This is a genomic window from Escherichia coli DSM 30083 = JCM 1649 = ATCC 11775 (genome assembly GCF_003697165.2).
In the GTDB taxonomy this organism is placed as follows: Bacteria; Pseudomonadota; Gammaproteobacteria; order Enterobacterales; family Enterobacteriaceae; genus Escherichia; species Escherichia coli.
The window spans coordinates 3,040,769-3,053,907 of sequence record NZ_CP033092.2; the positions used below are offsets into that span (position 1 = coordinate 3,040,769).

The 13,139-nt window shown below is 51.0% G+C and carries 11 protein-coding genes; 4 read left to right on the forward strand and 7 right to left on the reverse strand.

The genetic code is table 11. The annotated features are described in order from the left end of the window. Positions 1-36 precede the first annotated feature (36 nt). Positions 37-546, forward strand: a complete 510-nt coding sequence (sulA, locus tag EAS44_RS16105) for an SOS-induced cell division inhibitor SulA (protein ID WP_000287750.1) — start codon at positions 37-39, stop codon at positions 544-546. A 355-nt stretch (positions 547-901) separates the two neighbouring features. Continuing rightward, the gene (ompA, locus tag EAS44_RS16110) at positions 902-1,942 is read left to right on the forward strand and encodes a porin OmpA (protein ID WP_001350588.1); all 1,041 of its coding nucleotides are present in this window, start codon (positions 902-904) and stop codon (positions 1,940-1,942) included. A gap of 77 nt (positions 1,943-2,019) precedes the next feature. Here the strand turns inward: ompA and matP are convergent, their stop codons facing one another. Beyond that, entirely contained in the window at positions 2,020-2,472 is a 453-nt protein-coding gene (gene matP, locus EAS44_RS16115) for a macrodomain Ter protein MatP (protein WP_000877153.1), read from the reverse strand. Positions 2,473-2,657: 185 nt separating this feature from the next. Between matP and ycbZ the strand changes: the two genes are divergently transcribed. Together ycbZ and fabA are read left to right on the forward strand one after the other, a co-directional pair. Continuing rightward, on the forward strand, positions 2,658-4,418 hold the full coding sequence (gene ycbZ / locus EAS44_RS16120) for an AAA family ATPase (protein WP_000156501.1): 1,761 nt from the start codon (positions 2,658-2,660) through the stop codon (positions 4,416-4,418). A gap of 68 nt (positions 4,419-4,486) precedes the next feature. Continuing rightward, on the forward strand, positions 4,487-5,005 hold the full coding sequence (gene fabA / locus EAS44_RS16125) for a bifunctional 3-hydroxydecanoyl-ACP dehydratase/trans-2-decenoyl-ACP isomerase (RefSeq protein ID WP_000227926.1): 519 nt from the start codon (positions 4,487-4,489) through the stop codon (positions 5,003-5,005). Positions 5,006-5,074: 69 nt separating this feature from the next. Here fabA and rmf read toward each other — a convergent pair whose 3' ends face one another. The 6 genes from rmf to rlmKL form a co-directional block, all read right to left on the reverse strand. Beyond that, positions 5,075-5,242, reverse strand: coding sequence for a ribosome modulation factor (rmf, locus tag EAS44_RS16130; protein ID WP_000828648.1), 168 nt, complete (start codon positions 5,240-5,242; stop codon positions 5,075-5,077). A 255-nt stretch (positions 5,243-5,497) separates the two neighbouring features. Continuing rightward, positions 5,498-6,061, reverse strand: a complete 564-nt coding sequence (pqiC, locus tag EAS44_RS16135) for a membrane integrity-associated transporter subunit PqiC (RefSeq protein ID WP_000759110.1) — start codon at positions 6,059-6,061, stop codon at positions 5,498-5,500. Continuing rightward, entirely contained in the window at positions 6,058-7,698 is a 1,641-nt protein-coding gene (gene pqiB, locus EAS44_RS16140) for an intermembrane transport protein PqiB (protein ID WP_000445547.1), read from the reverse strand. Before pqiB ends, pqiC begins: the two co-directional genes overlap by 4 nt. 4 nt (positions 7,699-7,702) lie before the next feature. Beyond that, positions 7,703-8,956: a membrane integrity-associated transporter subunit PqiA gene (gene pqiA / locus EAS44_RS16145; protein WP_000333182.1), complete on the reverse strand. Its 1,254-nt coding sequence runs from the start codon at positions 8,954-8,956 to the stop codon at positions 7,703-7,705. A gap of 129 nt (positions 8,957-9,085) precedes the next feature. After that, positions 9,086-10,993 carry an ABC transporter ATP-binding protein gene (gene uup / locus EAS44_RS16150; protein WP_000053080.1) on the reverse strand — a complete coding sequence of 636 codons (1,908 nt, stop codon included), beginning with the start codon at positions 10,991-10,993 and terminating at the stop codon, positions 9,086-9,088. Positions 10,994-11,004: 11 nt separating this feature from the next. Continuing rightward, a complete protein-coding gene (rlmKL, locus tag EAS44_RS16155; RefSeq protein ID WP_001086557.1) occupies positions 11,005-13,113 on the reverse strand; it encodes a bifunctional 23S rRNA (guanine(2069)-N(7))-methyltransferase RlmK/23S rRNA (guanine(2445)-N(2))-methyltransferase RlmL in 2,109 nt (702 codons plus the stop codon). Positions 13,114-13,139 lie beyond the last annotated feature (26 nt).

The window sequence follows — 13,139 nt, forward strand, 5'->3', positions numbered from 1 at the left end:
ACATCCATACAGTAACTCACAGGGGCTGGATTGATTATGTACACTGCAGGCTATGCACATCGTGATTCGTCGTTCTCATCCACAGCAAGTAAAATTGCGCGTGTCTCTACGGAAAACACTACAGCCGGGCTTATCAGTGAAGTTGTCTATCGCGAAGATCAGCCCATGATGACGCAACTTCTACTGTTGCCATTGTTACAGCAACTCGGTCAGCAATCGCGCTGGCAACTCTGGTTAACACCGCAACAAAAACTGAGTCGCGAATGGGTTCAGGCATCTGGGCTACCCTTAACGAAAGTAATGCAGATTAGCCAGCTCTCCCCTTGCCACACCGTGGAGTCAATGGTTCGCGCTTTACGCACGGGCAATTACAGCGTGGTGATCGGTTGGTTGGCAGATGATTTGACTGAAGAAGAGCATGCTGAACTTGTTGATGCGGCAAATGAAGGTAACGCTATGGGGTTTATTATGCGTCCGGTAAGCGCATCCTCTCACGCAACGAGACAACTTTCCGGGCTAAAAATTCACTCTAATTTGTATCATTAAGTAAATTTAGGATTAATCCTGGAACTTTTTTTGTCGCCCAGCCAATGCTTTCAGTCGTGACTAATTTTCCTTGCGGAGGCTTGTCTGAAGCGGTTTCCGCGATTTTCTTCTGTAAATTGTCGCTGACAAAAAAGATTAAACGTACCTTATACAAGACTTTTTTTTCATATGCCTGACGGAGTTCACACTTGTAAGTTTTCAACTACGTTGTAGACTTTACATCGCCAGGGGTGCTCGGCATAAGCCGAAGATATCGGTAGAGTTAATATTGAGCAGATCCCCGGTGAAGGATTTAACCGTGTTATCTCGTTGGAGATATTCATGGCGTATTTTGGATGATAACGAGGCGCAAAAAATGAAAAAGACAGCTATCGCGATTGCAGTGGCACTGGCTGGTTTCGCTACCGTAGCGCAGGCCGCTCCGAAAGATAACACCTGGTACACTGGTGCTAAACTGGGCTGGTCCCAGTACCATGACACTGGTTTCATCAACAACAATGGTCCGACCCATGAAAACCAACTGGGCGCTGGTGCTTTTGGTGGTTACCAGGTTAACCCGTATGTTGGCTTTGAAATGGGTTATGACTGGTTAGGTCGTATGCCATACAAAGGCAGCGTTGAAAACGGTGCATATAAAGCTCAGGGCGTTCAGCTGACCGCTAAACTGGGTTACCCAATCACTGACGATCTGGACGTATACACTCGTCTGGGTGGTATGGTATGGCGTGCAGACACTAAATCCAACGTTTATGGTAAAAACCACGACACCGGCGTTTCTCCGGTCTTCGCTGGCGGTGTTGAGTATGCGATCACTCCTGAAATCGCTACCCGTCTGGAATACCAGTGGACCAACAACATCGGTGACGCACACACCATCGGCACTCGTCCGGACAACGGCATGCTGAGCCTGGGTGTTTCCTACCGTTTCGGTCAGGGCGAAGCAGCTCCAGTAGTTGCTCCGGCTCCAGCTCCGGCACCGGAAGTACAGACCAAGCACTTCACTCTGAAGTCTGACGTTCTGTTCACCTTCAACAAAGCAACCCTGAAACCGGAAGGTCAGGCTGCTCTGGATCAGCTGTACAGCCAGCTGAGCAACCTGGATCCGAAAGACGGTTCCGTAGTTGTTCTGGGTTACACTGACCGCATCGGTTCTGACGCTTATAACCAGGCTCTGTCCGAGCGTCGTGCTCAGTCCGTTGTTGATTACCTGATCTCTAAAGGTATCCCGGCAGACAAAATCTCCGCACGTGGTATGGGCGAATCCAACCCGGTTACTGGCAACACCTGTGACAACGTGAAACAGCGTGCTGCACTGATCGATTGCCTGGCTCCGGATCGTCGCGTAGAGATCGAAGTTAAAGGCATCAAAGACGTTGTAACTCAGCCGCAGGCTTAAGTTCTCGTCTGGTAGAAAAACCCCGCAGCTGCGGGGTTTTTTTTTCGCCTTTAGTAAATTGAACTGACTTTTGACAGTTATTCCTTACCCAGCAATGCCTGCAGATCCTGCTTCAAAGAAGACATTTTATTCGCGTATTTCTCTTTGTTTTCCGCATCTTCAATCAGCTGAACAATCGTTTCAGAAAGCGTTTTACCGCGACGCTGCGCAAGGCCAGCCAGACGTTGCCAGACGATAAATTCCAGATCGATCGATTTTTTGCGCGTATGCTGGTGTTCTGCATTAAAATGGCGCTTCCGTCTGGCCCGAATGGTCTGCTTCATGCGATTGACCAGTTCCGGATTCATATGCTTGTCAATCCAACCATTTACCAGCACGGGTTCATTTTCCAGCGAGAGCAACTCATCGACGGCTTCCTGGGCGGCACTGGCTTCTATGTAACGGGTGATTAACTCCCCTTCGCGGTGCTTCTTCACCAGATACTTCCATTTCCAACCGCTTTCAAGATTTTCAAGTTGTTGATATTTCATAGCGATCTCAATGTTACCGTGTAACTCTTTACAGAATATCAGCTTTTTAGGCCAGTGAAGAAAAGAATCTCCATCCTGTGAGCTTTAACGCCCATGCCAGGAGTATTGTCGTTGCTTTCTACGTGTGCTGCAGTGCCGGTTACGGTATAATCGCGGCTTTGACAACAGACTAAAAAACATCAACTTTGACCATTACGAAACTTGCATGGCGTGACCTGGTTCCTGATACCGATAGCTATCAGGAAATATTTGCTCAGCCACATTTGATTGACGAAAACGATCCTTTATTCAGTGATACTCAACCGCGACTGCAATTTGCGCTGGAGCAGTTGCTGCATACGCGAGCATCCTCCTCTTTTATGCTGGCGAAGGCCCCGGAAGAGTCTGAGTATCTGAATCTTATTGCTGATGCCGCGCGTACGCTACAAAGCGATGCAGGCCAACTGGTGGGCGGTCACTATGAGGTTTCCGGCCACACCATCCGCTTACGTCACGCAGTGAGTGCAGATGATAATTTTGCGACTTTAACGCAAGTTGTCGCTGCCGACTGGGTAGAAGCAGAGCAACTCTTTGGCTGCCTGCGTCAGTTTAATGGCGATATTACCCTGCAGCCTGGTCTGGTGCATCAGGCAAATGGCGGTATTCTCATCATCTCTTTGCGTACACTGCTGGCGCAACCTCTGCTGTGGATGCGGCTGAAAAATATCGTTAACCGCGAGCGTTTTGACTGGGTTGCGTTTGATGAGTCGCGCCCTCTCCCCGTCTCTGTGCCTTCGATGCCATTGAAGCTGAAAGTCATTCTGGTAGGCGAACGCGAATCATTGGCTGATTTCCAGGAGATGGAGCCAGAGCTTTCAGAGCAGGCTATTTATAGCGAATTTGAAGATACTCTGCAGATTGTCGATGCGGAGTCAGTAAGCCAGTGGTGTCGCTGGGTGACATTTACCGCCAGACATAATCACTTACCAGCACCGGGAGCGGATGCCTGGCCGGTACTTATCCGCGAAGCAGCACGCTACACTGGTGAACAAGAAACACTTCCGCTTAGCCCGCAGTGGATCCTCCGCCAGTGTCAAGAGGTCGCCTCCCTGTGTGATGGCGACACCTTCTCCGGCGAGCAGCTAAACTTAATGCTACAGCAGCGTGAATGGCGCGAAGGTTTCCTCGCTGAACGCATGCAGGATGAGATCCTTCAGGAGCAAATCCTGATAGAAACCGAAGGCGAACGCATCGGGCAAATTAACGCCCTTTCGGTCATTGAATTTCCGGGTCATCCACGCGCTTTTGGCGAACCTTCTCGCATTAGCTGCGTTGTGCATATTGGCGATGGTGAATTCACCGACATCGAACGCAAAGCGGAGCTTGGCGGCAATATCCATGCGAAAGGGATGATGATCATGCAAGCGTTCCTGATGTCGGAACTACAGCTTGAGCAACAGATCCCCTTCTCAGCATCGCTGACATTTGAGCAGTCATACAGTGAAGTGGATGGCGATAGTGCCTCGATGGCTGAACTCTGCGCCCTGATAAGCGCCCTCGCCGATGTGCCGGTGAATCAGAGTATCGCTATCACAGGTTCAGTCGATCAGTTCGGTCGCGCCCAGCCAGTCGGTGGTTTAAATGAGAAAATCGAAGGCTTCTTTGCTATTTGCCAGCAACGTGAGTTAACGGGGAAACAAGGTGTCATTATCCCCACAGCTAACGTTCGCCATTTAAGTCTTCACAGTGAACTGGTGAAAGCGGTAGAAGAAGACAAATTCACCATCTGGGCAGTAGACGATGTGACTGACGCACTGCCGTTATTATTAAATCTGGTGTGGGATGGCGAAGGCCAAACGACGCTGATGCAAACCATCCAGGAACGTATCGCACAAGCATCGCAACAGGAAGGACGTCACCGTTTTCCATGGCCATTACGTTGGCTGAACTGGTTTATTCCGAACTGATCGGACTTGTTCAGCGTACACGTGTTAGCTATCCTGCGTGCTTCAATAAAATAAGGCTTACAGAGAACATGGTAGATAAACGCGAATCCTATACAAAAGAAGACCTTCTTGCCTCTGGTCGCGGTGAACTGTTTGGCGCTAAAGGCCCGCAATTGCCAGCACCAAACATGCTGATGATGGACCGTGTGGTCAAAATGACCGAAACGGGTGGTAACTTCGACAAAGGGTATGTTGAAGCAGAGCTGGATATCAATCCGGATCTGTGGTTCTTCGGATGCCACTTTATCGGCGATCCGGTTATGCCGGGATGCCTGGGCCTGGACGCAATGTGGCAGCTGGTAGGGTTCTACCTCGGCTGGCTGGGCGGCGAAGGTAAAGGTCGCGCGCTGGGCGTAGGTGAAGTGAAATTCACAGGCCAGGTGCTGCCGACGGCGAAAAAAGTGACCTATCGTATTCACTTTAAACGCATAGTTAACCGTCGTCTGATTATGGGCCTGGCTGATGGCGAAGTGCTGGTTGATGGTCGTTTGATCTATACCGCCAACGACCTGAAAGTAGGTCTGTTCCAGGATACGTCTGCATTCTGATTTTAATCAGACAGAGTATATAAAGGCGAAACCTCCGCAATGCGGAGGTTTCTTTTTAAAGAGACAGAATCAGGCCATTACTACCCTGTCCGCCATGGCTTCTCGCCAGCCTCCCAGCCATTGTGACCTTTGATTCAGCGTCTGATAGGGACACATTTCTTTTGAGCGTCCGGCGATGCCGGCCTGATAACCACGTTGATGTGCCCGTTCCAGGCGATCTCGTTTTTGTCTCTTCATGCCTCGTTTCCCTCATACTGGTTTCTGGTGGAAAAGAAAACAGTGATTACTAAATATGCAATCACAGTTAAGCAATACCGCGAATCATAACTGCCGTCAATGCGCAAAATTCACGCCACTGTCATATTTGTGAGCTACACGGGCATGTCGGTTGTACAAAAAATGTGAAGAGGAACAACTTTTTCCGCACGTTAGAAACAAAAAAACCGCCTCAGGCAACATACCGGAGACGGTTATATTTACAAATCTTTATGATTAAGGTAGACGCTTTATCTCTTGCGCAATAGAAGCGGCTTCCTGACTCCAGACACTGGCCAGCACTTTAACCATCTCATCGTAACCATCCTGAGTTTGCACTCCTTCCAGACGGAACGGACGTTTGATCAGTTGTCCCTGGTGGTTCAACAGCCACTCACCACTGACAATGACCTTGCCATCATAGCGACCGTTAAACTCCGTGACGGTAACATTGAGCGTGTCCTGGGCGCTTCCCAGAGGCTGGGAGGCAACCACCCAGCCGGGTAGTTGCGTACTCAGGTTGGCAACCAGGGTGTTGCGCAACTGTTGATCCAACGGGCTGGCCCACAGGTTGTTGTTGGCAATCACATACTTCACATCACTGGTTTGATAAACCACACCATTCCCCGCCAGATAGTCAGGAACAGCGACCTGCTCAACCCATAACAGGCGATTACCCTGGCTGGCGGTGCTTTGTGTACCGCTCTGCACCACAGGTAACTGGTAATAGTTTTTATTAATTTCGCCGGAGCTGCATCCGGCCAGCCACAGTGCCGCAATCGTCACTAGCCACTTTTTCATTGTTTCGCCCTCTTCGGCTCTGGATCTTTTTTGTCCTTCGCTTCAAATACCAGCGCGTTACTCTTCTCGTTGAGCGTTTTCAGCACCGGTTGCAGTTCTCGCAACACCTGATCAAGGCGCTGCATATCCGCCACCATCTTGTTGTAGGCTGCGGAACCAGGCTGGAAGCCCTGCATGCTGCGATTCAATTCACGCAACGTTGACTGCATATCCGTCGGTAACTGCTGCATCGACTGGCTGGCAAGGATCTTGTTCATGCTATCCAGCGTCGTTTGCAGGTTTTTCATTGTGCGCTGACTTTCAGAAAGCGTACTGGTTGCCTGTTCAATCATCGGATTCAGTGGCAGTTTGTTGATCTTATCCAACGCTTCCATCAGTCGTTGCTGGATTTGCGCCAGGCCGCCGCTGACGGTCGGGATAATCTGATAACCATTAAATTCACGAATACCGGTTATTGCAGGCGTATTTGGATAGAAATCGAGATCAACATACAGTGCGCCAGTGACCAGGTTTCCGGTTTTCAGCGATCCGCGTAAACCACGTTTCAACAATTCGCCAAGGTGCTCAACAACATCCGCATTTTCGCCAAGCTGCATTTTCAGCCGCTCTGGCTCGATACGAATCAGTACCGGAATACGGTAATCATCGTTAAATGTCTGACGCATATTCGGCGCAAAGAATGGCACTTTGCTTACGGTACCCAGGCGAATACCCCGGAATTCTACCGGAGCTCCCGGTTGCAGACCGCGTACCGAATCTTTAAAGAACATCAGATAATCAATGTGATCGGTGTACAACGAATCCTGAATGCTCTTCTGATCATCATACAAAACGAAAGCTGTTTTCGGTGCCACTGGCTGCCCTAAATCCAGACCTTCCGGCACATCAAAGCTGACACCGCCACTAAGCAGCGTTGTCAATGAGCCCATCTCCACACGCATTCCCGCTGACGTCAGATCAACCGCAATGCCACTATCTTTCCAGAAACGAACATTGCTGGTCACCAGTCGGTCATAAGGTGCATTGATGAACAGTTGATAACTGATATTGCGTTTTTGCGTATCGAAAGTGCTGGTTTCAACCGAACCTACCCGATAGCCACGGAACAGCACCGGATCTCCTGGCGAGAGCTGCCCGGCTTTTTTGCTATCGAGAAGCACACGGATACCTTTCGCATCAGGTGGGGCCAACGGTGGCGAGTCCAGCAAATCGTATTTATCCATTTTGCTGCCTTTCGCGCCTGGCTGCAGTTCGATATAAACCCCAGACAGCAGTGTTCCCAGGCCGCTAATCCCTTCTCGACCAATCTGCGGTTTCACCACCCAAAAGACGGTATCTTTATGCAGCAACTTTTCCATACCGGAATTCAGCCGCGCTTTGATTTCAACGTGCGTCAAATCATCAGCCAGTGTGGCGCTTTCAACCACGCCGACGTCAACGCTACGGCTTTTAATGGTGGTTTTGCCACCTTCAATTCCTTCCGCATTCGCGGTGATCAGGGTCACTTCCGGTCCCTGATGGCTGTAATGATAAAAAAGAACCCAGGCCCCAATGAGCGCCGTGACGATAGGAAATATCCACACGGGAGACCAGTTCTTCACTTTCTGGATTTTGGCTTCCCCATTATTAGATTCCATACTGTCAGGACTCCTCATGCTCTGATTCAGGTTGACGATCCCACGACAAACGCGGGTCAAACGTCATAGCAGAAAACATTGTCATTATGACGACTAAAGCAAACATTAATGCACCCATTGCCGGATAAATACTCATTAAACCTCCCATACGCACCAGCGCCGAGAGCACCGCGATAACGAAAACGTCAATCATCGACCAGCGGCCTACAAACTCAACAACTTCATAAATCAAATGCATTCTTTCACTGTCGCGCTTGCCGTGTCCTTTGGCATCCCAACACAGCCACGCAATGGCGATCATCTTTAACGTTGGCACCATAATACTGGCCAGAAAAATCACCGCAGCGACGGGATAAGAGCCTTCGCTCCATAACAGAATGACCCCAGCGAGAATCGTCGACGGCATCTTCGAGCCTAATAAATCCGTCACCATGATGGGCAAAATATTAGCCGGAAGATACAGCATGATGGACGTTACAAGCAGCGCGAGTGTCCACTGCAGGCTGTTTCTACGCCGAACGTACCCTTTGGTACTACAACGCGGGCACACGGATTCATCAGCAGGAAGGATTGCCGTACAACAGGAGCACGAACGCAGCCCCTGACGTATCCCCGTGACACCTGGTTTTAGCGGCTGGCGCAGTTCTGGCATCGGGGCGATGTCGTCCCATAACCAGCGACGATCAACACACTGAAAAGCGCGCAGTTGCAGGACACAAAATAAACACCAGGGGAGAAAGCTGCTGCCTACCCCAATGCTGCCGTAAGCCATCAGTTTCACGAAACTGACCAGCACACCCGCGAGGAAAATCTCCGCCATTCCCCAGGTTTTGAGTTGAAAAAGCACCCGTGCCAGTTGCTCTTTTAAACGGACCGGTAATTCCGCGCGATTCACCAGTAACAGAATGGTTATCAGACAAAACGCGGGAACCAGTTGCACAAACAACAGGAAAAAGGTGCCGAGGCTGGCGTAGTCCTCAGAAAAAAGCACGCCGGGAATTTCCAGTAATGTAATTTCACTGGTAACTCCTGCAACGTTCATATTCACAAAAGGAAACAAGTTGGACAGCAACAGCATGAACAGTGCAGCCAACGCATAGGCGGTGGGACGCTGCCGAGGGGCATCCCACGCCACGGTTAACGTTGTGCCACACCGGGGACATGCCGCTTTCTGACCATGCTCAAGGCGCGGTAACGCCACCAGCATGTCACACTGCGAGCACAGGATGTGCTTCGCGGCATGATGATGTTCGCACATTGGTACTCCTTAATGATGCGCTATTTTACAGATGACGAACAAAGTGTTGGTTTTCATGCCTGATAAACCCAGTTCATCAGGCAATTTTACCGTTGTCAGCTGTCTCTGTTTAAATCGACTATTTTGCGATCAGCCACCATTTTTTAACGCTTCAAGATACTCCCAGCGTTCAAAGGCTTGCTCCAGCTCCTGCTCTGCAGCAGCCATATCGGCGAGCACTTTTTGTGTCTGCTCATGGGGCTGACTGAAGAAGGAAGCATCCGCCACTTGCGTCTGTAGGGCTTCCAGCTTCGCCTCCAGATCTTCGAGCAATTGCGGTAGCTGCTCCAATTCGCGCTGCAATTTATAGCTTAGTTTGCTACTGCTGCGTTTTACAGTTTCTGCTTTTGGCGCGGCGGCTTCTTCGATTTTTTTCACCGCAGGCTGTTTGAGCGCCACATACTGTTCTTGCTGACCACGGGCATCATGATAACCGCCGACATAACGACCAATTTTACCGCCGCCTTCGAAGATCCAGCATTCTGTAACGGTGTTATCGACAAACTGACGATCGTGGCTAACCAGCAATACCGTGCCCTGATAGCTGTCGATCAGTTCTTCCAGCAGTTCCAGCGTTTCGACATCAAGATCGTTGGTCGGTTCGTCAAGAATCAATAAGTTGCTTGGTTTGAGGAACAAACGCGCCAACAGCAAGCGGTTCCGCTCTCCGCCAGAAAGTGCACGTACTGGCGTCATCGCGCGTTTCGGATGGAACAGGAAGTCCTGCAAATAGCCCAATACGTGGCGTGGCTTGCCGTTAACCATCACCTCTTGCTTACCTTCGGCAAGGTTATCCATCACCGTTTTATCGGGATCCAGTTCCGCGCGGTGCTGATCGAAATAAGCTACTTCCAGTTTGGTGCCAACGTGAATACGCCCGCTGTCTGCTTGAAGCTGACCGAGCATTAGTTTCAGCAGCGTGGTTTTGCCGCACCCATTCGGACCAATCAGGGCAATTTTGTCGCCGCGTAGAACCTGGGCAGAAAAATCTTTCACCAGTTGCTTACCGTCAACCTGGTAGCAAACGTCCTCCATTTCGAAAACGATCTTACCGGAGCGGCTGGCTTCTTCCACCTGCATCTTTGCGGTACCCATTACTTCGCGACGTTCACCACGCTCGCGACGCATTGCTTTCAGGGCGCGTACGCGGCCTTCATTACGGGTACGACGTGCTTTGATCCCCTGGCGGATCCACACCTCTTCCTGCGCCAGTTTGCGATCGAACTCGGCATTTTGTAATTCTTCCACGCGCAGGGCTTCTTCTTTTTCCAGCAGGTACTGGTCGTAATTCCCTGGATAGGTCACCAGCTTGCCGCGATCGAGATCAACAATGCGCGTCGCCATATTGCGGATAAACGAACGGTCGTGGGAAATGAAAATAATTGTCCCATTGAAGGTTTTGAGGAACCCTTCCAGCCAGTCGATGGTTTCAATATCCAGGTGGTTAGTCGGTTCGTCGAGCAGCAATACGCGCGGATTGCTCACCAGCGCGCGTCCTAATGCCGCTTTACGCAACCAGCCGCCGGAAAGCGACGACAGCGCAACATTAGGATCTAATCCCAGTTGCGCCAGCACTTCGTTGATGCGGTTTTCCAGCTGCCACAGGTTGTGGTGATCCAGCTGTTCCTGAACCTTCGCCAGTTCGTTGAGATTTTTCTCGCTCGGGTCGTTCATCACCAGGCGCGAAATATCGTGATAGCGTTTCAGGTATTCCGCTTGTTCTTCAATGCCTTCGGCAACGAAATCATAAACGCTACCCTCAACGTTACGCGGCGGATCCTGTTGCAGACGAGCTACAATCAAATCTTGCTCATAAATAATGCGACCGTCATCCAGCCCCTGTTCACGGTTGAGGATCTTCATTAACGTTGATTTGCCTGCACCGTTACGCCCCACCAGACAAACACGTTCGTTATCTTCGATATGCAGTTCTGCGTTATCGAGAAGCGGCGCGTCGCTGAACGACAGCCATGCGCCATGCATACTGATTAATGACATTACTATTCCTTTCAGGCTGCGGTAATCAGCCAGCAGTTGTGGATCTGGCGGTTACGGGCGAAATCCTGGGAGAGCGTTTTTTGCGTAATTTCTTGTGCTTTCAGTCCCAGTTTCGCCAGGCCGTCGAGATCCATACGGAAGCCGCGTTTGTTGTTCGAGAACATGATCGTCCCACCTGCACGCAGCAGACGTTTCAAATCTTTCATCAGCGCCAGATGATCGCGCTGAACATCAAACGCATCTTCCATTCGTTTTGAGTTAGAGAAGGTTGGCGGATCGATAAAGATCAGATCAAACTGTTCATTTGCCTCACGCAGCCACGCCAGGCAATCGGCCTGAATCAGGCGATGCGCACGCCCGGTTAGGCCATTCAGACGCAGGTTGCGTTCTGCCCACTCCAGATAAGTACGCGACATATCCACGGTGGTGGTGCTGCGTGCACCGCCTAATCCCGCATGCACGGTGGCGCTGCCGGTATAAGAGAACAGGTTGAGGAAATCTTTGCCTTTGCTCATCTGACCGAGCATACGACGGGCGATACGGTGATCGAGGAACAGACCGGTATCGAGGTAATCCGTCAGGTTCACCCACAAGTGAGCGTTATATTCGGTAACTTCCAGAAACTCGCCCTTCTCGCCCAGTTTCTGGTATTGATTTTTGCCCTTCTGGCGTTCACGGGTTTTCAGCACCAGTTTGTTTGGCGCAATCCCCAGTACCGAAATGGTTGCAGCGATAATATCGAACAGACGCTGACGCGCTTTGTGCGCATCAATAGTTTTTGGCGGCGCATACTCCTGCACCACCACCCAGTCGGCATAACGGTCAACGGCAACGTTATATTCCGGCAGATCGGCGTCATACAGGCGGTAACATTCAATTCCTTCCTGGCGAGCCCACTTCTCGAATTTTTTGAGGTTCTTACGCAGACGGTTGGCGTAGTCTTCCGCTGCCATTACCGGTTTGCTGTCTGGTGTGCTTTCGGCAACATGGTAGTTTTTCTGTACGCAGTCCAGCGGGCCGTTTTTCGCCTTGTACTGTTTGTCTGCACGCAGCTGCAGGCAGCTTAGCAGATCCGGCGAGGCACTAAACAAAGAGAGATTCCAGCCACCGAACTGGTTTTTCATGATTCGGCCCAGCAGACTATGCAGCGCAATCAGCGCCGGTTCGCTGTCCAGACGTTCACCGTATGGCGGGTTGCTCAACACTGTACCGTACGGCCCTTTCGGCAGCGGATTGGCCAGTTGCGCGACATCGTTCACCTCAAAGGTGATCAGTTCACCAATCCCCGCAAGACGGGCGTTAGTGCGCGCACGTTGAATCACCCGTGCGTCACTGTCCGAACCGAAGAAATGGGAGCTATACTCCGCCAGGCCTTTACGGGCACGAGTTTGCGCTTCCGCTTTCACTTCCTGCCAGATAGCTTCATCATGCTGCGTCCAGCCGCTAAAGCCCCAACGCCCACGGTGCAAGCCCGGTGCGCGGTCGGTCGCCAACATAGCCGCTTCAATCAGCAACGTACCTGAACCACACATTGGATCGAGCAGCGGTGTTCCTGGCTGCCAGCCGGATCGCATCACAATAGCGGCTGCCAGGGTTTCTTTGATCGGCGCCATGCCAGCACGATCGCGATAGCCACGCAGATGTAAACCATCACCACTGAGATCAAGGGCGATACTGGCGGTTTCTTTATGCAGCCAGACGTTAACGCGGATATCCGGCGCATCGCGATCAACATTTGGACGCGGCAGATTTTTCCGCGTGAAAGCATCGACGATCGCGTCTTTCACTTTCATCGCACCGTACTGACTGTTGCGTATGGTGTCATTCAAACCACTGAAGTGGACAGCGAAGGTCGCGCCAGGATTAAACATCTCTGTCCAGTTGATCGCCTGAACACCGAGATAGAGGTCTAAATCGCTGTAAACCTTACACTCGCCCAGCGGCAACATAATACGCGAGGCCAGGCGGCTCCACATCAGGCTCTGGTAAACAAGCCGTGTGTCGCCCTTGAAATGGACCCCACCCTGAACCACCTGGCATTCAACGGCCCCCAGGTTTTCCAGTTCAGTTTTTAACAGCTCTTCCAGCCCACGGGCCGTACTGGCAAACAGAGAATTCATATTGTCACTTTTACTCTAAGAAAATT